This window comes from Streptomyces sp. NPDC031100, assembly GCF_055570785.1.
On sequence record NZ_JBVIGN010000005.1, the window covers coordinates 20,152 to 42,873 of the forward strand.

Below are 22,722 nucleotides of genomic sequence, written 5' to 3' on the forward strand. Positions count from 1 at the left end.
CGGTCACAGCGCCCGGAGGCCGTTGATCACGTCGCGCAGAATACTCTCGTCGGGCAGCTCTGCCGGGGGCACCGGACGCGTCACATGGACGAGTTCCGCGTGCACGAGGTCCCCGATGAGGACGCGCACCACCCCGATCGGCAGATTGAGCTCCGCGGCGAGTTCCGCGACCGACTGCGGTGCCGCGCGGCAGAGCCCGACGATGTCCACGTGCTCGGGGGCGAGGGTCGGGTTCGCATCGGGATCTCCCGCGTCCGGTTCGGTGACGACCACCGCGATCACATCGAGGCGGTGCTGGGCCGGACTCGTGGTGCGACCGCGCGTCATGGCGTACGGACGGACGACCGGTCCGGCCTCGTCGTCGAACCAGTGGCTTCTTCCCTGACCGTCTGCGCTCATGTCATCCCACTACCCGCCTGCGGGCAGATCGGTGCGCGGAGCGGCGCCGAGATGCACGCCGACCCGCTTGACCAGCAGGGTCATCTCATAGGCGACCTGTCCGACGTCGGAGTCGGCGTCCGAGAGGACGGCGAGGCAGCTGCCGTCCCCGGCGGCGGTGACGAACAGGAAGGCGTCGTCGAGCTCGACCACGGTCTGGCGGACGCTGCCCGCGTCGAAGTGCCGGCCCACGCCCTTGGCGAGGCTGTGGAAGCCGGACGCGACCGCGGCCAGGTGTTCGCTGTCCTCCCTGGTCAGGTCCTTGGACACGCCCGTGGGCAGACCGTCGCCGGAGAGCACGACGGCCTTGCGGATGCTGGCGACCCGGTCGACGAGCTCGTCCAGGAGCCAGTTCAGCTCCCCCTTGTTCGTCTCGGTGTGGCCGGTGGCCTTCGGTGCGGTCATCGACCGTCCCCCTTAGTCGTTCCTGGTGCTGTGCCGTTCCGGGACTCGTCGCCCGCGGCGTTCTCTTCACGGCCGCGCTGCCAGCCCTGCTGGAGCGAGGCCATCCGGCTGCGGACCTCGTCGGCGTCGCGCTCGTCGGGTTGCGCCGGGGTTTCCGGGCGCCGTTCGGTCTCCTGCTTGAGCTGCGGGGCGAGGCTGGCCTGTCGTACACGCCGGGGCAGTGGACCGGTGCCCGGCTCGGTGGCCGCACCCCCGGCAGTCGGGGTGCCGTCGCCCGGGCCACCGCCGGAAGCGGCCTGCGGGGGCCGGGTCCGCCGGGGCAGCGCCGGGGGCATGGAGGCCTGGTCGGCGCTGGCCGGGGCGGCCGTGCGCTCGTCGACAAGGTCGGCGAGTCCGGTGCCCCGGGCTGTCTCGCCGCGGCGGCGGGTGGGCAGGGCGGCCAGGTCGCCGGTGTCGGGGTGGCGCGAGCCGACCGTGGTCCGCTCGTCGGCCTGCTCGTCCGAGGCGGCTCGCCGGGAGCGCTGCTCGGTGACGGGCCTGCCGTGCGAGCTGACCAGCTTGGGCGTCTGCCGCCGTGGCAGGGGTACGGGTCCGCCGTGGCGGTCGTCCGGTTGGCCGTCGTCGGCGCGCTGGGAGGCCGGCTCATGGGGCTCGCCCAGCCGGGAGGCGGCTTGATCGTCGGTGCGGCCGCGCGGGCGGCGGGGGCGGAACAGGCCGCCGCGCTCGCTCTCCTCGTCGGTCAGGGCGCCCGGGAAGTCGTCGATGGCGTCCAGGTCCACGGGTGCCTCCAGCTCCACCGGGCCGTCCAGCAGGGAGGGCGGCAGGCCGGGCAGCTGCACCGGCGCCTGCGACCGGGCGGCGGTGAGGCTGGGCGCCTGCTCGGCCTGCTTCGGGAGGCGGTCGCGGTCGAGGCGGAAGCCGATGCCGTTGGTGTCCGGGACGTCGTCGGTCAGCAGCGCGTCGGGGATGAACACGACGGCGGTGGTGCCGCCGTAGGGGGACGGCTGCAGGGAGACCCGCACGTTCTGGCGCTGGGCGAGGCGGCTGACCACGAACAGGCCGAGCCGGTCCGTGTCCGAGAGTTCGAACTCGGGGGTCTCGGCGAGCCGCAGGTTGGCGTCCAGCAGTGCCTCGGCCGTCATGCCGAGTCCGCGGTCGTGGATCTCCAGGGTGAAGCCGTTGGCGACCCGCTCACCGAGGACCTGGACGGCGGTGTGCGGCGGCGAGAAGACGGTGGCGTTCTCGAGGAGTTCGGCAACCAGGTGGGTGAGGTCGGCGACGGCCGGACCGGTGGCGGCGACCCGTGGCAGGCGCCGGACCTCGATGCGCTCGTAGTCCTCGACCTCGGCGACGGCGGCGCGGACGATGTCCATGAGCTGCACGGGGCGGCGCCACTGCCGCGACGGGGCGGCGCCCGAAAGGATCACCAGGCCCTCGGCGTGCCGGCGCATACGGGTCGTGAGGTGGTCCAGGCGGAAGAGATCGGCGAGTTCCTCGGTGTCCTCGGTCCGGCGCTCCATGGTGTCGAGCAGGGTCAGTTGCTTGTGCAGGAGGACCTGGCTGCGGCGGGCGAGGTTGACGAAGACCTCGGAGACGCCGGCCCGCAGTTCGGCCTGCTTGACGGCGGCCTCCACCGCTGCGCGCTGGAGGGTGTTGAGGGCCTGGCCGACCTCGCCGATCTCGTTCTTGTCGTACTCCAGCCGTGGCACCTCGGTCTCGACGTCGACCTGTTCACCGGCGGAGAGGCGGCGCATCACGCTGGGCAGCCGCACGCCGGACGCCTCGTGCGCCTCCAGCCGCAGTTGCCGCAGGTCGCGTATGAGGCTGCGGCCGACGCGCACGGACAGGACGACGGAGACCAGGAGCGCGACCAGGCCGAGGACGCCCGCGACGGCCGCCTGCACGATCACTCCGACGGCCACGGGGCGCATGCGGTCCTGGAAGCGGTCGCCGGCCTGGTCGTCCAGGGTGCCGAGTTCGTCGAGGACGCTCGCCGCGGCGGAGTCCCAGCTCTGGGCGGTGACACCGTGCGGGGTCCCGGCATCGCTGCCGATGACGGTCTGTTCGGCCACGCGCAGCGGGGCGGTGGTGGCGTTTCTCCAGAAGCGTTCGTAGCGTTCGCGTTCCGCGGCGGGCAGCAGCGGCAGGCTGATGTCGTACAGGAGGGTGCGCTGGGCGATAAGGTCGGAGATGTCCCGGGCCTCGTCGTGGGAGAGCCTGCCGACCACCAGCGAGGAGCCGAGCAGGGCGTCTTCGCGGGAGAGCAGCTCGCGGGCGCGGGTGACGTTGACCAGGGCCCGGGCCTGCTTGTCCATCTCGACGTCGTCGATGCCCTCGAGTCCGGCGAGCAGCGTGTAGCAGGGGTCGACGAGCCGGTTGTAGAGGCCGAAGGCCTGAGCGCGGCTGACCGTGCGCTCCTCGACGCTGTGACGCAGGGAGTCGAGGTCGTCGAAGGCGTCCAGGACGACGGTCAGGCGCTCGGTGTCGCTCGTGTCCATGCCGCCGCGGATGTCTCGGTCCTTGGCGTTCCTGCGGATCTCGGCGACGGCCCGGTCGGTGGCGGTGCGGGTGCGGTGCAGTGCCGCGAGGGCGTCGGCCGCCCGCGGGTCGGCGAGGTAGACGAGGGTCTGACGGCGTTCCTGCTGGAGGACGCGGACGGTGTCCTCAGTGGGATAGCCGATGTCCTGCACGACGTCGGACACGTGGAAGAGCCGGGTGACTTCACGCCCCGTGAGCACCGTGGCGAAGCCCCAGACGGCGGTCAGGGACACCAGCGGCACGAGAAGCAGCGCCACGATCTTCCGGCGGATCGACTTCCCGCGAAAGCGCATGGCCTCCCCCAGCTCGTCCCCCACCGGCCGGGGGTACACATGTCCGTCAGCAAACGGCGCGAGCCTACTACCGCACCACAGCCAACTCGAAGGCTTGTCCGGAGGATGAACTTCCGCACCGAGGGCGAGACATGGCGAGTTGTCCGGGCATTGCGGGAGATTGCGCCCGCGATCCATGGCTCTGCGGCGCGACCGGCCGAAGCAGTACGGACAGGCGGTTGGCTGGAATTTTTCGCAACATGGGAATCTTCGCGGGCCGTTGTTCGTCTTTCTCTACGGGAAATGGGGGCGGAATCGGCCACAGGAGCCGCATCCCGCACCCCGGCGGCGTAAAACAGCGCAAGCCGGGCAGCCACCGGGGAGTCGGGGTCGTGGGACGCCGGGGCGAGCGGTCTGCTGGCGGTGGGGAGTGACACGGTGATGGGCACGGCGGAGCGGCGCGAGGCGCCCGGGGAGAGCGTGGCGGGGCGCTCGGCGGCGCGGTGGGGCCAGGAGGCGCCGGATCGCGACATTCCGGTGCATGAGTGGGCTTGGGAGTCCAGCGGCGGGCAACGGCAGCCGGATCACCGGCCGTTGTGGGTGGAGGAGCCGGCGCGCCGACGCCGGATGCCCGACCCGGTGCGTACGGCGGCGGTGCGGGCGGTGCTGATCATCGCGGTGACCCTGATCCAGGCCATGGTGGCGTTCCTGTGCACGCTGGCCGGGTCCTGGCTGGCCTTCCCGATGGTGATCAGCGGCGTGACCAGCACGGTGGTGGCCACCTGGGCCGTGGTCGACGTATGGGTGACCCGCCAGGTGTGGAACCAGCGTCATGGCGTGGTCTCCGAGCCGAGCAGCACGGCCCGGTCGCTGCGCCGCGAGCGCCGTGCCCGCCGGCGCCAGGAGCGGGCCGCCCTGCGGGAGCAGGAGCGGATACGCCGGCGGGGCGGCGCCGGGCAGCTCTCGCACTCCTGACCTCCGGGCGGCCCGGGCCCGTCTTCACAGCGCGGCGGGCTCCACCGGCTCCTCCTGCCGCCTCAGCTCCCGCCGGGCCCGCATGAAGGGGCGGGGGTGGTCCACCGAGAGCACGGCGACCGTGCGCCCGTCCCGTTCGTAGCGGGCGAGGAAGCCGCCCTCGCCCGGGCCTCCGTCGGCGAGGTCGCCCTCCGTGATGCGCACGGTGTCGCCGTCGCGGCGCCGGCCGGCGAACTGGATGCGGGAGCCGTACTGGTCCGACCAGAAGTAGGGCATCGGGCGGGCGGTCTGGAGGGTGCGGCCGGCGAGCAGGTTGGTCACGGCGGTGCGGGGCTGCTCGGTGGCGGAGGTCCAGTGCTCGGCCCGGATACCGCCGACGCGGGCCACGTCGCCGACCGCGACGACCTGCGGCAGGGCGGTCACGCATCCGTCGTCGCACAGCACCCCGTCGTGCAGGGCGAGCGTCGAGCCCGCCAGCCAGGAGGTGTTGGGGGTGGCACCGATGCCGACGATCACGACGTCGGCGGGCAGGGTGCGGCCGTCGGTGAGTTCGACGCCGGTGACCGTGGTGGTGCCGCGCAGGGCGGCGACACCGGTGCCGGTGACCAGGTCCACTCCGCCGCGGCGGTGCAGCGTGGCGCACACGGCGGCCATCTCCGGGCCGAGTTGGGGTACGAGCGGGAGCGGGGCGGCCTCGACGACCGTGACCGCGTGGCCGAGAGCGGCGCAGGAGGAGGCGGTCTCGGCGCCGATGAAGCCGCCGCCGATGACGACGACCTGGCGCGGGCCCCCGGTGAGGTCGGCGCGCAGGGCGCGGGCGTCGTCCAGGGTGCGCAGGGTGTGGATCCCGGTGAGGCTGTCGCCGGGCAGGCGGCGGGCGGCGGCGCCGGTGGCGATGACGACGCCGTCGGTGGAGACCGTGCGGCCGTCGTCGAGGAGCACGGTGCGGCCGCGGGGGTCGATGCCGCGGGCGCGGATGCCGAGCAGCCACTCGGCGTCGAGTCCGGCGGTCTCGTCGGCGTCGGTGAGCGCAAGGTGGTCCTCGTCGGCGCCGCCGGTGAGGAAGTCCTTGGAGAGAGGAGGGCGGTCGTAGGGGTGGTGGGGTTCCTCGCCGACGATCACCAGTCGGCCGTCGAAGCCCTGGGCGCGCAGCTCGCGGGCCGCGTAGAGCCCGGAGAGGGAGGCGCCGACGATGGTCACGGTCCTCATGCGGCGCGACTCCTCAAGTCCGGGAAGGTCCGGCGCCCGTGGGAGGGACCGGTGGCGGGAGGTGCCGTGGCGGGAGAGGCCGTGGGCGGGTCCGCGGCGGTGTTCATGCGGCCGTGCCCTCCTCGGCGGTGAGGTGGACGTGGATGACACCTTCGTCGACGGTGACGCGGTGGGTGCGGACGGGGCGCCGGGCCGGGAGACAGGTGGGCTCGCCCGTGCGCAGGTCGAAGGACGCGGCGTGCAGCGGGCATTCGACCAGGCAGCCTTCGAGCCATCCCTCGGAGAGGGAGGCGTCCTGGTGGGTGCAGGTGTCGTCGATGGCGTACAGCTCGCCGTCGTCGGTGCGGAACACGGCGATCGGCGGCGTGGTCCCGACGCGGACGGACTCTCCCTCGGGGAGGTCTTCGAGGCGGCAGACGGGAATCACGGGCCCCCCTCTCGGTCCGGGACACTTGGTCCGGGACCTGCTCGATGCAGGCGTTAGGGATGCAGACGGGAGTCCGGACCATCGTGGGTCCGGGCGGTGCAGCGGTGCGGGAGTGCCGAATCGTCCTTGGTCCGGACGCTCCGGGTGGTCCGAGTGGTGGTCCGGGTGGTCCGGCACCCTTCCGGGATCTGGACACTCCGGTAACATGATGTTTCGCATGGCGCACGAGCAAGCGCTATGCGCAACAGAATCCGCGCGGGACGACCGTCGCGTCAAGGGCTTCCCGCAGATGCGGCCCGAACCGGGCCGACAGGTGGTGAGAGTTGAGCCATGACCCGCACGCAGAAGCAGTCTGAGGGCAGCGCGGAGACCACGGCGAACCCGGCGAACCCGGAGCGGCAGAACGGCCGCGGAGCGGCCAGTGCGGTGCAGTCGGTGGACCGCGCCGTGAGCGTGCTGGAGATCCTCGCCCGGCACGGCGAGGCGGGCGTCACCGAGATCGCCGAGGAGCTGGATGTGCACAAGTCCACGGCGTTCCGGCTGCTCGGCGTCCTGGAGAACCGGGGCCTGGTGGCCCAGGCCAAGGATCGCGGCAAGTACTACCTGGGGGCCGGGGTACTGCGCCTGGCGGGGGCGGCGGCAGTGCGGCTGGACATCTCCCAGGAGGGCGTCCCGGTCTGCCGCGAGGTCGCCGACGAGCTGGGCGAGACCGTGAACATCGCCGTGCTCGACGACGACGCGGCGGTCAACATCATGCAGGCCCGCGGCACCGCGTCGGTGACCGCGCAGAACTGGCTGGGCAGGCGCACCCCGCTGCACGCCACGTCGAGCGGCAAGGTGCTGCTCGCGCACATGCCGCCCACCCTGCGCGAGGGCCTGCTGGCCCGGTCGCTGCCGCGGTTCACGGACCGGACGATCACCGGCTCGGCGATGCTGCGCGCGGAGCTGGAGGCGGTGGTCGAGCAGGGCTACGGCGTCACGATCGAGGAGCTGGAGCTCGGGCTCGCCGCCGTGGCCGCGCCGGTGCGGGCGCACGACGGCAAGGTGATCGCGGCGATCAGCGTCTCCGGGCCGGTGTACCGGCTGAATCCGGACCGGTTGCCGGAGGTGGCGAAGCGGACGGTGGCGGCCGGCGCCGAGCTGTCCCGCCGGATGGGCTACGGCTTCTGACGGAGGGCGAGCAGACACTCCGACGAGACCTGGATGGACACACGGAGGGCATTCACAACACGCGCACCGCGGCGCGGGACCGGGACGTTCCTGGTCCCGCGCCGCCGCGTGTCCGACAGGTTTCGCCCCACAGGTTCCTTTTGCCAAGGGTTAACGCGCACCCCTTGACGGCTCCGTCACGCCGTTCTCAATATGTTCCCCATCGCGCAACCCATCGTGCAATGCGCAACAGCAGAGGAGCTTGTCGTGCCACACGAGGTCCGTGCCGTAGTCGCTGTGAAGAAGGGCGCACCCGTCGAGGTGCAGACGATCGTCGTCCCCGACCCGGGCCCCGGCGAGGTGCTCGTCACCGTGCAGGCCTGCGGGGTGTGCCACACGGATCTCCACTACCGCGAGGGCGCGATCAACGACGACTTCCCGTTCCTGCTCGGCCATGAGGCGGCGGGGACGATCGAGGCGGTCGGGCCGGGAGTCACCGATCTCCAGCCGGGTGACTACGTGGTGCTGGCCTGGCGGGCGCCCTGCGGCAGCTGTCGTTCCTGCCGTCGTGGCCGACCCTGGTACTGCTTCGACTCCCGCAACGCCGCCCAGCCGATGACCCTGTTGGACGGCACCCCGCTCAGCAATGCCCTCGGCATCGGCGCGTTCGCCGAGAAGACGCTGGTCGCGGCCGGGCAGGCCGTGAAGATCGATCCGGCGGCCCGTCCCGAGGCCGCGGGCCTGATCGGCTGCGGAGTGATGGCTGGTTATGGCGCCGCGGTCAACACGGGCCGGGTCGGCCGGGGCGACTCGGTGGCCGTCATCGGCTGCGGCGGCGTCGGCAACGCGGCGATCGCGGGCGCCTGCCTGAACGGCGCCATGAAGGTGATCGCCGTCGACATCGACGACAAGAAGCTGGACCAGGCGGAGAAGTTCGGCGCCACCCACACCGTCAACTCCCGCGGCACGGACCCGATCGAGGCCGTACGCGCGCTCACCGACGGCTTCGGTGTGGACATCGCGATCGACGCGGTGGGCCGCCCGGAGACCTTCGAGCAGGCCTTCTACATGCGCGACCACGCGGGTCTGCTGGTTCAGGTCGGCGTCCCCTCCCCCGAGATGAAGATCGAACTCCCGCTGATCGACGTGTTCTCGCGCGGCGGCGCCATCAAGTCCTCCTGGTACGGCGACTGCCTGCCCAGCCGGGACTTCCCGTTCCTCATCGACCAGTACCTGTACGGCCTGCTCGACCTCAACGCCTTCGTATCGGAGACCATCACCCTCGACCAGGTGGAGGAGGCGTTCGGCAAGATGCACAGGGGAGAAGTACTGCGCTCGGTGGTGGTCCTGTGAGCGTCCACGGGAGCATGCGCGTCGACCGCGTCGTCACCTCGGGCACGTTCAGCCTCGACGGCGAGACCTTCGACGTCGACAACAACGTCTGGCTGGTCGGCGACGACGAGGAGGTGCTGGTCGTGGACGCCGCTCATGACGCCGAGGCGATCCACCGCGCCACGGCCGGCCGCCGGGTCACCGCCATCGTCTGCACCCACGCCCACGACGACCACATCGACGCCGCACCCCGACTCTCCGTCCTGACCGGTGCCCCCGTCCTGCTCCACCCGGGCGACCACGAGCTGTGGTCCCACACCCACCCGGACCGCAAGCCGGACGGCGAACTGTTCGACGGCCGCGTCCTCTCGGTCGCCGGCATCGAACTGCGGGTCCTGCACACCCCCGGCCACACCTGGGGCAGTTGCAGCCTCCACGCTCCCTTCCTCAACGCCGTCTTCACCGGCGACACGCTCTTCCACGGCGGCCCCGGCGCCACCGGCCGCTCCTACTCGGACCGCCCCACCATCGAGGCGTCCCTCCGCGAACGGCTCCTCACCCTGCCCGGCGACACGGTCGTCCACACCGGGCACGGCCAGGACACGACCATCGCCGCCGAGCGGCCCCACCTGCCCTCCGCATAAGCAACTCCCGACCCGCCACCCCTGCCATCCCCGCCAGCTCAAGGAGGGGCATGTCCAGCACACCCGAAAACAGCTCGCGCACCCCCGAAAGCCGATCTCGCACCCCCGAAGACCGCTCTCGCACCCCCGAAATCCGCCCCCGTGTGGTCATCATCGGCGCCGGCATCGTCGGCTGCTCCCTCGCCGACGAGCTGACCGCCCGCGGCTGGACCGACGTCACCGTCCTCGAACAAGGGCCCCTGCCCGCGCCGGGCGGCTCCACCTCCCACGCGCCGGGTCTCGTCTTCCAGACCAGCCCGTCGAAGACCCTCGCCGAGTTCGCCCGGTACACCGTCGAGAAGTTCAGCTCGCTCCAGGTGGACGGCGTCTCCTGCTTCAACCAGGTCGGCGGTCTGGAACTCGCCACCACCCCGGAGCGCCTGGCCGAGCTGCACCGCAGGGCCGGCTACGCCGCGTCCTGGGGCATCCGCGGCGAGATCGTGAGCACCGCCCGGTGCAAGGAACTCTGGCCCCTGCTCGACGAATCGGTGGTCCTCGGCGGCTTCCACACCCCCGACGACGGCCTGGCCCGCGCCCTGCTCGCCGCCCGCGCCCAGATGGACCGGGCCACCGCTCGGGGTGCCCGCTTCCTGGACCGGCACACGGTCACCGGCATCGAACAGGAGGGCGGCCGGGTGACCGCCGTGGTCACCGACCGGGGCGCCTTCCCCGCCGACCACGTCGTCTCCGCGGCCGGATTCTGGGGTCCGGTCATCGGCCGCATGGCCGGCATCGACGTACCGCTGCAACCCCTCGCCCACCAGTACGCGCGGACGCAGCCGCTGCCCGAGCTGGCCGGTGCCACGGCCGAGGCGTCGAAGCCGATCCTCCGCTTCCAGGACCGCGACCTGTACTTCCGCGAGCACACGGACCGCATCGGCATCGGGTCGTACGCGCACCGGCCCATGCCGGTCGACCCGTTCGCGGTCCTCGCCTACGACGAGGCGCGCGCCCAGGACATGGAGATGCCGTCCTCGTACCCCTTCACCACCGAGGACTGGGCGCCGAGCTGGGAGGACTGCCGGCGGTTGCTGCCCGCGCTGCGCGAGTCGGAGATCGAGACCGGCTTCAACGGGGTCTTCTCCTTCACCCCGGACGGCATGCCGCTCCTCGGGGAGGCGCGGCAGCTGCGGGGCTTCTGGCTGGCCGAGGCGGTCTGGGTCACCCACTCCGCCGGAGTCGCCAAGGCCGTCGCCGAGTGGATGGTCGACGGGCGGCCGTCCAGCGACCTGCACGAGTGCGACCTCACGCGGTTCGAGGAAGCACAGCGTTCACCGTCGTACGTCCGTGAACGCGGTTCACAGCAGTTCGTCGAGGTGTACGACGTCCTGCACCCGCTCCAGCCGATGGAGCAGCCCCGTCCGCTTCGGGTCAGCCCCTTCTCCGCACGCCAGCAGGAACTCGGCGCGTTCTTCCTGGAGGGCAGCGGCTGGGAGCGCCCGCACTGGTACGAGGCGAACGCCCCGCTCGTCGACACCCTCGGCGACCTCCCCGAACGCGACGCCTGGTCGGCCCGCTACTGGTCCCCCGTCGCCGCCGCCGAGGCCAGGGCCACGCGCGAGAGGGTCGCCCTGTACGACATGACCCCGCTGCGCCGCCTGGAGGTGACCGGCCCCGGCGCCCTCGCCTTCCTCGACCGCATGACCAGCAACAACCTCCGCAAGAAGCCGGGTGCGGTCACGTACACCCTGCTCCTGGACGAGACCGGCGGCATCCGCTCCGACCTCACGGTCGCGCGTCTGGCCCCCGACCGCTTCCAGGTGGGCGCCAACTCCCCCGCCGACCTGGACCGGCTGCTCCGCCACGCACCTGCCGACGTCCAGATCCGGGACATCACCTCCGGCACCTGTTGCATCGGCGTCTGGGGGCCCCTCGCCCGCGAACTGGTCCAGCCGCTGACCCGCGACGACTTCTCCCACGAGGGATTCGGCTACTTCCGGGCCAAGCAGACCTACCTCGGACACGTCCCCGTGACGGCGATGCGCCTGAGCTACGTCGGTGAGCTGGGCTGGGAGCTGTACACCACCGCCGACCTGGGCCTAAGGCTCTGGGACACCCTGTGGGAGGCCGGACGGGACCTGGGCGTGATCGCCGCCGGCCGCTCCGCCTTCAACTCCCTGCGCCTGGAGAAGGGCTACCGGGCCTGGGGCACCGACATGACCGACGAGCACACCCCCTTCGAGGCGGGCGTCGGCTTCGCGGTCCGCATGGACAAGGCGTACTTCGTCGGCCAGGAGGCCCTTCGCAGCCTTCCCGAACCGGCCCGCCGGCTCACCCCGCTCCTCCTCGACGACCCGGCCGCGGTGGTGCTCGGCAAGGAGCCCGTGTACATCGATGGGGCCCCGTCCGGCTACGTGACCAGCGCGTCGTACGGCTACACGCTCGGCCGCTGCGTCGCCTACGCCTGGCTCCCGGCCCGCCTCGCCACCGGCACCGGCGTACACATCGAGTACTTCGGCGAGAAGGTGCCGGCCACCGTCGCGGACGAGCCGCTGTTCGACCCGAAGATGACCCGCATCCGTCGATAGGAGGCGCCCGTGTCACCGTCTTACGACGTCAGCTCCGGCCCGGTGCACAACCGGGGGTCCGGCCACGACGGCTCGCGGATCACCCGGCAGTCGTGCGTCGTGCCCTGGAACCGTCCGATCCACATCTCGGAGAACGCGGCCGGCCACCTGACCCCGACCGGCTGCACCGCACACCCCATCGGCCCGTTCGACCCCGCCCTCCCCCACTCTCGGCTTCGCTCGAGCGGGGGGACCCTCACCGCCGCCGCGCCCGCCTGAGGAGCCAGCCCGTGACGACGACCCCGATCTCCCCGAGCCTCATCGCGACGCTGCCGGGCCACTACTACACCGACCCGGACGTCTTCCGGCAGGAGCAGGAGTTGCTGTTCGAGTCCCTGTGGTTCTGCGCGGTCCGCAGCGCCGATCTGGACAAGCCGGGTGCCTTCCGTACGGTCCAGGTGGGCCGCGAGAGCGTCATCATCACCCGCTCGCGCACTGGCGAACTGCGCGCCTTCCTCAATGTGTGCCGGCACCGCGGGGCGCGGCTGTGCACCGAGGAGTCGGGCGAGGTGCGCCGCAGTCTGCAGTGTCCGTACCACGCATGGACGTACGACCTTGACGGCAGGTTGATCGCCGCACCCAACTTGATCAAGATGCCCGATGTTGATCGAGTCGAGTACGGGTTGATCAAGGTGACCTTGCGCGAATGGCTCGGCTACGCCTGGGTGTGCCTCGCCGACGAACCGCCCTCCTTCGAGGAGACGGTGAAGTACGCGGCCGTGGAGCGGCTCGGCGACGCGGCCGCCATCGAGCACTACGGCACCGAGAAGCTGGCGCTCGGCAAGCGCATCACCTACGACGTGAAGGCCAACTGGAAGCTGATCGTCGAGAACTTCATGGAGTGCTACCACTGCGCGACGATCCACCCCGAACTCACCGAGGTGCTCCCGGAGTTCGCGGACGGGTACGCGGCCCAGTACTACGTGGGCCACGGCGCGGAGTTCGGCGAGGAGATCAAGGGCTTCACGGTCGACGGCAGCGCAGGCTTCGCCAAGCTCCCCGAGGTCAGCGCCGACCAGGACCGCCGCTACTACGCCATCACGATCAAGCCGACCGTGTTCGTCAACCTCGTACCGGACCACGTCATCCTGCACCGCATGTTCCCGCTGGCCGAGGACCGCACGATCGTGGAGTGCGACTGGCTGTACGCACCCGAGGTGATCGCCTCCGGAGCGGACGTCTCGAAGTCCGTCGAGCTGTTCCACCGCGTCAACGTCCAGGACTTCGACGCCTGTGAGCGCACGCAGCCGGCGATGTCCTCGCGCGCGTACCGCAAGGGCGGTGTGCTGGTCCCGAACGAGCACCACATCGGGATCTTCCACGAGTGGCTCCTGGAGAAGCTCGGAGGCGGCCATGCCTGACCTGTTCATCGACGGCACCTGGCGCAGCGCCCTGGACGAGCGCACCCGGGAGATCCGCTGTCCCGCCGACGGCTCCCTGGTCGGGGTCGTGGACGAGGCCGGCGGCAAGGACACGGTCGAAGCGATCGCGGCGGCGCGCCGGGCCTTCGACTCCGGTCCCTGGCCGCGCACCTCCCCGCAGGAGCGCGGTGACCTGCTGCTGCGGGTGGCCGACCTCCTCGACCGCGACAAGGACGCGCTGGCCCGCGCCGAGTCCCTGGACACGGGGAAGCGGCTGGTGGAGAGCGCGTACGACATGGACGACATCGTCAACTGTTTCCGCTACTTCGGGCGGCTGGTGGCGAGCGAGGCCGGGCGGGTCGTCGATACCGGCCGGGAGGGCGTCGACAGCCGGGTGGTGTACGAGCCCGTCGGTGTGTGCGCCCTGATCACGCCGTGGAACTACCCGCTTCTGCAGACCGCCTGGAAGGTCGCCCCGGCCCTCGCGGCCGGCAACACCTTCGTCCTGAAGCCCAGCGAGCTGACCCCGCACACCGCGATCCACCTAGTCCGGCTGCTGGCCGAGGCGGGGCTGCCGCCGGGCGTGGCCAACCTGGTGCTGGGCGCCGGACCGGAGGCCGGGGCTCCCCTCGGCGACCACCCGGACGTCGACCTGGTGTCCTTCACCGGCGGTCTGCCGACCGGCCGCCGGCTGATGGCGGCCGCCGCCGGCACGGTGAAGAAGGTCGCGCTCGAACTGGGCGGGAAGAACCCGAACATCGTCTTCGCCGACGCCGACTTCGAGACGGCCGTCGACATGGCCCTGACCGCCGTCTTCCTGCATTCGGGTCAGGTCTGCTCGGCCGGGGCCCGGCTGTTGGTCGAGGACGCGCTGCACGACCGGTTCGTGGACGAGGTCGTCCGCAGGGCACAGCTGATCCGGCTGGGCGGGCCGTTCGACGAGCAGGCTCAGACCGGGCCGCTGATCTCGGCGGCGCACCGGGCGAAGGTCGAGGCCTATGTGGCCAAGGGCCTCGAGGAGGGCGCGGTGCTGCGCTGCGGCGGCGCCCGGCCCTCCGGTCCCGGCTACGACGAGGGCTTCTACTACCTGCCGACCGTCCTGGACGAGTGCACGAGCGCCATGACCGTCGTCCAGGAGGAGTCCTTCGGGCCCGTGCTGACCGTCGAGCGGTTCGCCAGCGAGGAGGAGGCCGTCCGGCTCGCCAACGACACCGTCTACGGCCTCGCCGGCGCCGTGTGGACGAGCGACGAGGGCAAGGCCGCCCGGGTCGCGGCGCGGCTGCGGCTCGGCACGGTCTGGATCAACGACTACCACCCGTACGTGCCGCAGGCCGAATGGGGTGGTTACAAGCAGTCCGGGTTCGGCCGCGAACTCGGGCCGTCAGGGCTCGCCGAGTACCGCGAGACGAAGCACATCTGGCGCAACACCGCGCCTTCGCCACAGGGTTGGTTCGACTGACCCTGGGCATGTTCCTCCGCCCCCGGCACCCGCACGAGCCACTCCCTCCCCTCCCCCCGGCCCACGAGGAGTCCGCTCATGACGACCACCGAGCAACCACCAGGCCCACACCACCACGACGACGCCGAACTCGCCGAGTTCGGCTACAAGCCCGAACTCAAGCGCACCCTCGGGAACTTCCACACCTTCGCCGCCGGGATCAGCTACATCTCGATCCTGACCGGCACCTTCCAGCTGTTCTACTTCGGCTACGGCAGCGGCGGCCCCGCCTACTGGTGGTCGTGGCCGATGGTGTTCATCGGCCAGTTCATGGTCGCCCTGTGCTTCGCCGAACTGGCCGCCCGCTACCCGGTGGCGGGATCGGTCTACAACTGGTCGAAGAAGATCGGCAATCCGCATCTCGGCTGGCTCGCCGGGTGGATGATGTTGATCGCGTCCATCGTGTCCATCTCGGCGGTCGCGCTCGCCTACCAGCTGACGCTGCCGCAGATCTCGTCCGTCTTCCAGTTCGTCGGGGACGGCAGCGGCAAGTACGACGTGGCGACCAACGCGGTCATCCTTGCGGCCGTGTTGATCCTGTTCACCACGCTGGTCAATGCTTTCGGCGTCAGGTTGATGGCCACGATCAATACAGCCGGCGTCTTCATCGAGTTGATCGCCACCGTTGTATTGATCATCCTGTTCGCCGTCCACATCACCCGGGGCCCCCAGGTCGTCATGCAGACGAACGGGACCGGAACGGGCTACGGCGCCGGATACCTGGGCGCCTTCCTGGTGGCCTCGCTGGCGTCGGCGTACGTCATGTACGGCTTCGACACGGCGGCCTCGCTCGGCGAGGAGTCCCTGGACCCGTCACGGAACGCACCGCGCGCGATCATCCGCGCCATCGTCGCCTCCTTCATCCTGGGCGGACTGGTGCTCCTGCTCGCCCTGATGAGCGTCTCCAGCCTCAAGGGCGACAAGCTGTCCACGGACGGCCTGCAGTACATCGTGCTCGACGTGCTCGGCCCGACGGCCGGCAAGGCGATGCTGTGGTGCGTCCTCATCGCCGTAACGGTGTGCGCGCTGGCCGTCCACACGGCGGCGATCCGGCTGGCCTTCGCGATGGCCCGGGACAACAACCTGCCCGCGTCCTCGCTGATGGCCCGGGTCAGCCCGCGCTTCCAGACCCCGGTCCTGCCGGCCGTGATCATCGGCGTGCTGGCGCTGGCGATCCTCGTGGTCAACATCCGCCAGCCGCAGATCTTCACGGTCGTCACCAGCATCGGCATCATCATGATCTACCTCGCCTACCTGGGCGTCACCGGGCCGATGCTGGTGGCCCGGCTGCGCGGGAAGTGGCAGCCGGCGGGCGAGGGCAGGTTCTCGCTGGGCCGCTGGGGACTGCTCGTCAACATCGTCGCGGTGGTGTGGGGCGCGGCCATGACCGTCAACCTGATCTGGCCGCGGACCTCCGTCTACAACGCGAGCGCGCCGTACCACTGGTACCTGCGCTGGGGCGCGGTGCTGTTCGTGGCCGTCATCGCGGGCGGCGGCTACGCCTACTACTGGTTCGTCCAGCGCCACCGCACCGGCGTGCTCGCCGAGCACCGTCTGGAGCCCGTCCCCGCCCCGACCGCTCCCCTCGCCGCCCCGGCGGCCGACTGATCCCGGCTCCAAGGAGGTCACTGCTCATGAGCATCGATGAGTTCGACTACGTCGTGGTCGGCGGCGGCACCGCGGGCAATGTCGTGGCGGCGCGGCTCTCCGAGGACCCGTCCGTGACGGTCTGCGTCCTCGAGGCGGGCCCCAGCGACGTCGGCGACGACGACGTCCTCAAACTGGAGCGCTGGATGGGCCTGCTGGAGTCCGGCTACGACTGGGACTACCCGGTCGAACCGCAGACCAGCGGCAACAGTTTCATGCGGCACGCGCGCGCGAAGGTGCTGGGCGGCTGTTCGTCGCACAACTCCTGCATCGCCTTCTGGGCGCCTGCCGAGGACCTGGACGACTGGGCGGCCCAGGGCTGTACCGGCTGGAGCGCCGCCGACCTCTTCCCGCTGTACCGGCGCCTGGAGAACAACGACGCCCCCGGCGAGCACCACGGCCGCACCGGCCCGGTGAAGCTGCGCACCCTGAAGGGCGGGGACCCGTGCGGCGCGGCCCTGCTGGAGGCGTGCGCGCAGGCCGGTATACCCACGGTCGGCTTCAACACGGGGAAGACGGTGGTGCGGGGCGCCAACTGGTTCCAGATCAACTCCGACGAGAACAACGTCCGCCAGTCGTCCTCCGTGGCCTATCTGCACCCCGTGCTGGGCAAGCGGAAGAACCTGGACGTGCGGACGGGGGTGCGCGCCAAGAAGCTGGTGCTGGAGGGACGGCGGTGCGTGGGCGCCGAGTACCTGGACCCCGACCTGGTGCACACGCGCACGGTGCGGGCCCGGCGCGAGGTGATCGTCTCGTGCGGCTCGATCGACTCCCCCAAGCTGCTGATGCTGTCCGGCATCGGCCCGGCCGCGCATCTGCACGAGGTCGGCGTCGAGGTGGTGGTCGACTCGGCGGGCGTCGGCGAGAACCTCCAGGACCACCCCGAGGGCGTCATCATGTGGGAGGCGCAGCAGCCGATGACCACCGTGTCCAGCCAGTGGTGGGAGGCGGGCATCTTCTACGACACCGAACCCGGCCTGGACCGCCCCGACCTGATGTTCCACTACGGCTCGGTGCCGTTCGACATGAACACCGCGCGGTGGGGCTATCCCACCTCGGAGAACGCGTTCTGCCTCACGCCCAACGTGACGAAGGCGAAGTCACGCGGCACGGTGCGGCTGCGGACGCGGGACTACCGGGACAAGCCGATGGTGGATCCCCGGTACTTCACGCACGAGCACGACGTACGGGTGATGACGTACGGGCTGAAACTGGCGCGCCGCATAGCCGCACAACCCGCGCTGAGCGGCTGGGCGGGCGCGGAATTGGCTCCCGGTCCCGATGTCCGGTCGGACGACGAACTCCTCGACTACATCCACAAGACCCACAACACCGTCTACCACCCGTCCTGCACCGTGAAGATGGGCGCGGACGACGACCCCTCGGCCCCGCTCGACGCGCGGCTGCGGGTCAAGGGGGTCGAGGGGCTGCGGGTCGCGGACGGCTCGGTCATGCCGGACCTGATCGCGGTCAACCCGTGCATCACGACCATGATGATCGGCGAGAAGTGCGCCGACCTGATCAAGGAGGACGCCTGACGGCTAGGCCGGCCGCTTGTACATCCGTGTCGCCGTGATCTCGCTGTGCACCGCCTCTCCGGCCCGGGCCTGCTTCGGCAGTCCGGGCCGGAGGTGTTCCTCCACGCTGATGTACTTCAGGCCCGCCCTGAGGTCGGCGTCGTTCCGCAGCCGGATGACCAGCGGGAACTCGGCGAGCGCGGTCGTGTCGAACAGGCCGGTGGTGTACAGCAGCTGCACGCCCAGCGCGTCGGAGACGGCCCGCTGCAGCTCGAGCAGATACGTCGCGTTGGCGCGGCCGATGGGGTTGTCCAGGAACAGTGTGCCCGCGTGCCGGTGCTTGTCGCGGCCCCGGTCGTTCGAGCGCAGGGCCGCCATCGTGCAGTACAGGGCGATGGCCGCGGTGAGCAGCTGGCCGCCGGAGAACACGTCGCCCATCTGCCCGACGGGCACGCGCTCGGCGCGCAGTACGGCGTCGGGCTTGAGGATCTCGACGGCCACGCCCTTCGGCTGCAGCGCCGCCGCGACGCCCCGCAGCAGCAGGGTCATGCCGTCGCGGCGCAGGTCGGAGTTCTTCTTGACGGCCGCGCGCGTGGCTTCGTCGATGACCTCGCCGAGGCGTTCGGTGAGCGTGGCCTGGTCGGGTTCCTCGAAGCGGATGCGCAGGAACTCCTGCCCGGACCACTCGCCGAGCCCTTCGGGGAGGCGGGAGAGCCGCTGGGCGGAGCGCAGCGTGGCGAGGGCCGACTCGACCAGTCCGCGCAGCCGGTCCACGATCGAGTCCCGGTTGCGCTCCAGCTGCGCCAGCTCGTCGGTGAGGACGCGCAGTCGCGGCGCGAACGCGTCCGCCCACTTCTGGGCGTGCTCGGGCAGCGCGGCGGCGGGCAGCTCGCGGATCTGCTGCCGTGCGGGGGTGCGGACCTGCTCGTAGCGCGTGGAGTTGGCATGCCGGACGAGCACGTCGCCGGCCTCGCGCACGGCCGCCTCGGCGGCGGACAGGTCGGCGGCGCAGCCGCGCAGCGAGCGGCGGGCCTCAGCGGCCGAGTGCCGGGCCTCCTCCGGGCTGCCGGGGTACGGCTCCGGCTCCTCCTGCTCCTCCTCGGGGGTGTGCTCGCGCAGCAGGTCGCGGAGCATGGCTGCGATCTCGTCGAAGCCTCCGGCCGCGTCCTCGGCGGCCCGGTGGGCCGTCAGCAGCTCGGCGTGGGCCTCACGGGCCTCGGCCAGCGCCTCGGTGCGGGCGGCGAGTTCGGCCGTGGCCGTGCGCAGCAGGGCCTGTGCGTGCTCGGCGTCGCGCGGGACGAGTTCCTCGGCCAGTTCGGTGTGCGCCTCGCCGTCCTCGGGGGCGTGCCGCTCGGCCTCGCCGCGCAGCCGGCCCAGCTGCTCACTCGCGGTCGACATCCGGGTCTCCAGGAGCTGGACCAGCTCCTCCGCGCGCGCGGCGGCGGCCTGGCGGGAGGGGCCGTCGGAGCCGTCGGGCGACTGGAGCAGCTGCTCGGCGCGCGTGCGGACCTTGTTGCTGAGCCGGTCCAGCTCGGCGAGGGACGCGCTCTCGTCGCTCTCCGCGCGGGCCTGCTCGGCGCGCAGGTCGGCGCCGACGCCGACCTTCTCGTACACCTGGGAGGCGGCCCGGTAGGCCTCGCGCAGGGCCGGCAGGGACGCCTTCGGGGTGTCCGCGTCCGTCTCCGGTACGTCGTCGGGGGCGCCCGCGATCTCGGAGCGCTCGGCGCGCAGCGCGCGTGCGGTGCGGCGGGCGTCGTCGGCGGCGCGCTGGGCGGCGCGGCGGTCCTCGTCGGCGGCGCGGGCGCGGTCCAGGCAGGCCTGGGCGCGGGCCTCCGACTCGGCGGCCTCGTCGGCGAGTTCGCGGAGCTTGACCTGCCAGCCGGCACGCTCGCGCAGCCGGTAGGCGAGTCCGGCGAGGGCGTCGGCGGCGCGGCGGGCCTTCTGCGCGGCCTCCTGCCGCTCGTCGCGGACCTGGGTGGCCTCGGCGGCTGTTTCGTCGGCCTCCGCACGCGCGGTGCGCGCCTCGGCCAGCTCGGCCTCGGCCTCCTGCGCGAAGGTGCGCGCCTCGTGGGCGGCTTCGGCCAGTTCGGCGAGCCGTCCGGCCGGGCAGCCGGTGCGCCAGGACGCGAGCCGCGCGGCCAGTTCGCGGTCCTTGCCGAGGCGGCCGGCGAGCGCACGGATCTCTTCGTCGCGGGCGGTGGCCCGGGCGCGCAGCGCCTGCCGCTCCTCGTCGGCCGCGTGCTCGTCGTGCATGGCCGGGTTCGGCGGCACCAGGAAGACGTCACCCGGGGTGGCGCCCTGCGCCGGGGGCGGGGCGAGCAGCGCGGCCGCGGTGCCGACGGCCACGGCGGAGCGCGGCAGCAGGGCGGCGTCGCTGAGCGCCTCGCGGGCACGTGCGTGCGAGTCCGGGTCGGTGATGACCACGCCGTCGACCAGTTCGGGGCGCGCTCCGAGCACGCGCGCGTGGTCGGCGGGGTCGACGGCCTGCGCGAGGTAGCGCCAGCCGGGCAGCGCGGGGATGCCCTGCTCGCCGAGGAACTCCACGGTGGCCAGCACATCCGGCCCGGGCGGCAGCAGCCCGCCGTCGCCGAGGGCCCCGAGGATGCGGGCGTCGTCGGCGGCGGCGGTGCGCAGTTCGAAGAGGTGCCGTTCGGCCGTCGACACCGCGTCGTCGAGGAGTTCGCGCAGCTCGTCCGCGAAGCGGTCGAGTTCCTCGGGGCTGAGCGGGCCTTCGGCGCGGGAGCCCCCGGGCGCGCCGCCGCCGGCCGCGAGCCCGTCGTCGGCGGCTCCCGTCCTCGGTCCGGGCACGGTGCCCCGCGCCGTGCCGGTTGCGCCCGGCAGGCTGAGCAGTTCGGCGAGCCGTTCCTCGGCGGCCAGGGCCTCGGCGAGGCGTCGCTCGGCCTCGTGGCCCCGCTCGGCCGCCGTGGCGGCGTCGGCCGCGCGGGCTGCGGTGAGCTCCGCGCGGGACTCGGCGGAGGCGGCCTCGCGCGCGTGCTCGGTCGCCCTGCGGGCGGCCTCGCGGGCCACGTCCCAGGCGGCCACGGCGGTCTTCTCGGCGTCGCTGGCGGCGAGCGCGGCACGGGCCGGGTCGGCGTCCGGTGCGCTGTCGTCGAGCCAGCCCGCGCGGACCGCCTCGGCGGTCTCCTGCTCGACCTCGGCGAGTCGCTGCCGCAGATGCCCGGCCTCGCTGCGGGCGCGCTGCGCCTCGGTGGCGGCGGCCGTGGAGTCCCGGTAGGCGGAGTCGCTGACGTCCTGGAGTGCGGCGGAGCGCTCCTCCTCCTCGTTGGCGAGGGCCTCGGCGCTCTCGGCGGCCGCGTGCAGGGCCCGTACGAGGTCCACGGCGGCCTTGGCGCGGGCGGCGAGCGCGGGCGCGGCGTCCCGCTCGGCCTCCTGGATCGCGGCGGACACGCGCGCGACGCGGTCGGCGGCGGCGCGGTGGCGCAGCACGGCCTCGGCGGCCTGCCAGGCGGAGTGCAGCGTGCGGGCGTCGGCCAGCTCGCGCTTCTGCGCGGCGGCGGACTTCTCGGCGGCGGCGAGCGCCAGGGAGGCGTGCCGGAAGGCGAGTTCGGCGGCGACGAGGGCGCTGCGCTCCCGAGCGCCCTCGGAGTGCGTGACGGCGTAGGCGGCGGCCGTGACGCGCTGCGCCAGGTCGGCGGCCCGCACCCGCTCCTGCACGGCCCGCGCGGACAGCCGTCGGGCCAGCGTGCGGGTACGGCGCTCGGCGCCTGCGTGGATGTCACGCGCGCGTGCGCGTGCCTCGGCCGCCTCGACGATCCGCCCGAGCAGGTCCACGGAACCGGCCGTGAAGTCCCGCTCGGCGATCAGCTCGGCCCGTCGGCCCAGCTTGTTGCCGAAGCCGCTGACGAGGTCGGCAAGGCCGTCGGTGTCGCGGGTGTCGGTGACGGCGCGCAGCAGCAGGTCGGTGAAGTCGGAGTCCTTCTTGACCGCGAAGAGGCCGGCCGCTTCACCCTCGTCTGCGTTCATCTCCCGCTGGTAGCGGAAGAGTTCGGGGTCGAGGCCGAGTTCGCCGAGGTGCTCGGTCCAGCGCTCGTGGGTCTCCTCCCAGTGCACCTCCAGGTGCGGGTAGGCCTTCCCGGCCTCGGTGAGGGCGTCACGGAAGCCCTTCATGGTGCGGCGACGGCCCTGGGCGCCCGAGGCGCCCTCGACGGGGGGCCGGACGGCGGTGGACTCGGCGACGGGCAGGTTGTCCAGGCTCAGTCCGGGGCCGGGCCGGAAGGAGTACCAGGCCTCGGCGAACTTCCGCGGATCGTTGGAGACCTGGCGTCCGCGCCACTCGCTGACCTTGCCGACGACCACGCACTCGCCGGTCTGCACATGCTGCCACTCCAGCGCCACGTGCCCGCAGTCGTCGGCGAGCAGGAACTTGCGCAGCACGCCGGAGCTGGCGCCGCCGAGGGTGTTGCGGTGGCCCGGCAGCATCACCGAGAAGATCAGCTTGAGCAGTACGGACTTGCCGCCGCCGTTCTCCAGGAACAGCACGCCCGCGGGCGCGGGCCGGCGCGGCGGCCCGGACGGCTCCTCCTCGAAGAACTCCGCCTGCATGGGGGCGGGGTCGGGCACGGGCTCGCCCACGCCGCGCAGGTCAAGCACGGTGTCGGCGTAGCGTGCACCGGCGGGCCCGATGGAGTAGAGGCGGACCCGGGACAGCTCGTACATGGCGGACTCTCGTCAGTCTTCCGGCAG

The 22,722-nt window shown here is 72.2% G+C and carries 16 protein-coding genes; 10 read left to right on the plus strand and 6 right to left on the minus strand.

What is annotated here, in order from left to right; all coding sequences use genetic code 11:
- Nucleotides 1–3: 3 nt before the first annotated feature.
- From ACZ5DS_RS15855 to ACZ5DS_RS15865, 3 genes are read right to left on the minus strand one after another with little or no spacing between them, the layout of a single operon-like run.
- Nucleotides 4–399 (minus strand): DUF742 domain-containing protein, encoded by a 396-nt coding sequence (locus ACZ5DS_RS15855; protein WP_468238301.1) that lies wholly within the window; start codon nucleotides 397–399, stop codon nucleotides 4–6.
- Between the two features lie 9 nt (nucleotides 400–408).
- Nucleotides 409–843: a roadblock/LC7 domain-containing protein gene (locus ACZ5DS_RS15860; protein WP_393475448.1), complete on the minus strand. Its 435-nt coding sequence runs from the start codon at nucleotides 841–843 to the stop codon at nucleotides 409–411.
- On the minus strand, nucleotides 840–3,674 hold the full coding sequence (locus ACZ5DS_RS15865) for a sensor histidine kinase (RefSeq protein ID WP_468239286.1): 2,835 nt from the start codon (nucleotides 3,672–3,674) through the stop codon (nucleotides 840–842). Before ACZ5DS_RS15865 ends, ACZ5DS_RS15860 begins: the two co-directional genes overlap by 4 nt.
- 420 nt (nucleotides 3,675–4,094) lie before the next feature.
- On the opposite strand from ACZ5DS_RS15865, the gene ACZ5DS_RS15870 reads away from it, so the two are divergent.
- The gene (locus ACZ5DS_RS15870) at nucleotides 4,095–4,628 is read left to right on the plus strand and encodes a hypothetical protein (RefSeq protein ID WP_468239289.1); all 534 of its coding nucleotides are present in this window, start codon (nucleotides 4,095–4,097) and stop codon (nucleotides 4,626–4,628) included.
- A gap of 24 nt (nucleotides 4,629–4,652) precedes the next feature.
- On the opposite strand, the gene ACZ5DS_RS15875 is transcribed toward ACZ5DS_RS15870, so the two are convergent.
- Nucleotides 4,653–5,837, minus strand: a complete 1,185-nt coding sequence (locus ACZ5DS_RS15875; RefSeq protein WP_468238304.1) for an NAD(P)/FAD-dependent oxidoreductase — start codon at nucleotides 5,835–5,837, stop codon at nucleotides 4,653–4,655.
- 103 nt (nucleotides 5,838–5,940) lie between these two features.
- Nucleotides 5,941–6,264, minus strand: coding sequence for a bifunctional 3-phenylpropionate/cinnamic acid dioxygenase ferredoxin subunit (locus ACZ5DS_RS15880; protein ID WP_468238306.1), 324 nt, complete (start codon nucleotides 6,262–6,264; stop codon nucleotides 5,941–5,943).
- A 330-nt stretch (nucleotides 6,265–6,594) separates the two neighbouring features.
- Between ACZ5DS_RS15880 and ACZ5DS_RS15885 the strand changes: the two genes are divergently transcribed.
- The 9 genes from ACZ5DS_RS15885 to ACZ5DS_RS15925 all read left to right on the plus strand — a co-directional run bounded on the left by ACZ5DS_RS15885 (nucleotide 6,595) and on the right by ACZ5DS_RS15925 (nucleotide 18,039).
- Nucleotides 6,595–7,434, plus strand: a complete 840-nt coding sequence (locus tag ACZ5DS_RS15885; RefSeq protein ID WP_468238309.1) for an IclR family transcriptional regulator — start codon at nucleotides 6,595–6,597, stop codon at nucleotides 7,432–7,434.
- A gap of 246 nt (nucleotides 7,435–7,680) precedes the next feature.
- Nucleotides 7,681–8,766, plus strand: a complete 1,086-nt coding sequence (locus tag ACZ5DS_RS15890; protein WP_468238311.1) for an S-(hydroxymethyl)mycothiol dehydrogenase — start codon at nucleotides 7,681–7,683, stop codon at nucleotides 8,764–8,766.
- 14 nt (nucleotides 8,767–8,780) lie between these two features.
- Nucleotides 8,781–9,389 carry an MBL fold metallo-hydrolase gene (locus ACZ5DS_RS15895; protein WP_468238314.1) on the plus strand — a complete coding sequence of 203 codons (609 nt, stop codon included), beginning with the start codon at nucleotides 8,781–8,783 and terminating at the stop codon, nucleotides 9,387–9,389.
- A gap of 50 nt (nucleotides 9,390–9,439) precedes the next feature.
- On the plus strand, nucleotides 9,440–11,956 hold the full coding sequence (locus tag ACZ5DS_RS15900) for a GcvT family protein (RefSeq protein ID WP_468238317.1): 2,517 nt from the start codon (nucleotides 9,440–9,442) through the stop codon (nucleotides 11,954–11,956).
- A gap of 9 nt (nucleotides 11,957–11,965) precedes the next feature.
- On the plus strand, nucleotides 11,966–12,214 hold the full coding sequence (locus tag ACZ5DS_RS15905) for a hypothetical protein (protein WP_468238319.1): 249 nt from the start codon (nucleotides 11,966–11,968) through the stop codon (nucleotides 12,212–12,214).
- Nucleotides 12,215–12,225: 11 nt separating this feature from the next.
- Entirely contained in the window at nucleotides 12,226–13,356 is a 1,131-nt protein-coding gene (locus tag ACZ5DS_RS15910; protein WP_468238322.1) for an aromatic ring-hydroxylating oxygenase subunit alpha, read from the plus strand.
- Nucleotides 13,349–14,815 carry an aldehyde dehydrogenase family protein gene (locus ACZ5DS_RS15915; RefSeq protein ID WP_468238324.1) on the plus strand — a complete coding sequence of 489 codons (1,467 nt, stop codon included), beginning with the start codon at nucleotides 13,349–13,351 and terminating at the stop codon, nucleotides 14,813–14,815. The genes ACZ5DS_RS15910 and ACZ5DS_RS15915 overlap by 8 nt, the downstream gene beginning before the upstream one ends.
- A 78-nt stretch (nucleotides 14,816–14,893) precedes the next feature.
- Nucleotides 14,894–16,462 (plus strand): APC family permease, encoded by a 1,569-nt coding sequence (locus ACZ5DS_RS15920; protein ID WP_468238326.1) that lies wholly within the window; start codon nucleotides 14,894–14,896, stop codon nucleotides 16,460–16,462.
- Between the two features lie 26 nt (nucleotides 16,463–16,488).
- A complete protein-coding gene (locus ACZ5DS_RS15925) occupies nucleotides 16,489–18,039 on the plus strand; it encodes a GMC family oxidoreductase (RefSeq protein WP_468238329.1) in 1,551 nt (516 codons plus the stop codon).
- Nucleotides 18,040–18,042: 3 nt separating this feature from the next.
- Here the strand turns inward: ACZ5DS_RS15925 and ACZ5DS_RS15930 are convergent, their stop codons facing one another.
- Nucleotides 18,043–22,695 (minus strand): hypothetical protein, encoded by a 4,653-nt coding sequence (locus tag ACZ5DS_RS15930; protein ID WP_468238331.1) that lies wholly within the window; start codon nucleotides 22,693–22,695, stop codon nucleotides 18,043–18,045.
- Between the last annotated feature and the right edge of the window lie 27 nt (nucleotides 22,696–22,722).

Bases quoted from the DNA above. Each gene is read 5' to 3' on its own strand.
- ACZ5DS_RS15855 (WP_468238301.1), bottom strand. From the start codon at position 399: ATGAGCGCAGACGGTCAGGGAAGAAGCCACTGGTTCGACGACGAGGCC.
- ACZ5DS_RS15860 (WP_393475448.1), bottom strand. From the start codon at position 843: ATGACCGCACCGAAGGCCACCGGCCACACCGAGACGAACAAGGGGGAG.
- ACZ5DS_RS15865 (WP_468239286.1), bottom strand. From the start codon at position 3,674: ATGCGCTTTCGCGGGAAGTCGATCCGCCGGAAGATCGTGGCGCTGCTT.
- ACZ5DS_RS15870 (WP_468239289.1), top strand. From the start codon at position 4,095: ATGGGCACGGCGGAGCGGCGCGAGGCGCCCGGGGAGAGCGTGGCGGGG.
- ACZ5DS_RS15875 (WP_468238304.1), bottom strand. From the start codon at position 5,837: ATGAGGACCGTGACCATCGTCGGCGCCTCCCTCTCCGGGCTCTACGCG.
- ACZ5DS_RS15885 (WP_468238309.1), top strand. From the start codon at position 6,595: ATGACCCGCACGCAGAAGCAGTCTGAGGGCAGCGCGGAGACCACGGCG.
- ACZ5DS_RS15895 (WP_468238314.1), top strand. From the start codon at position 8,781: ATGCGCGTCGACCGCGTCGTCACCTCGGGCACGTTCAGCCTCGACGGC.
- ACZ5DS_RS15900 (WP_468238317.1), top strand. From the start codon at position 9,440: ATGTCCAGCACACCCGAAAACAGCTCGCGCACCCCCGAAAGCCGATCT.
- ACZ5DS_RS15915 (WP_468238324.1), top strand. From the start codon at position 13,349: ATGCCTGACCTGTTCATCGACGGCACCTGGCGCAGCGCCCTGGACGAG.
- ACZ5DS_RS15920 (WP_468238326.1), top strand. From the start codon at position 14,894: ATGACGACCACCGAGCAACCACCAGGCCCACACCACCACGACGACGCC.
- ACZ5DS_RS15925 (WP_468238329.1), top strand. From the start codon at position 16,489: ATGAGCATCGATGAGTTCGACTACGTCGTGGTCGGCGGCGGCACCGCG.
- ACZ5DS_RS15930 (WP_468238331.1), bottom strand. From the start codon at position 22,695: ATGTACGAGCTGTCCCGGGTCCGCCTCTACTCCATCGGGCCCGCCGGT.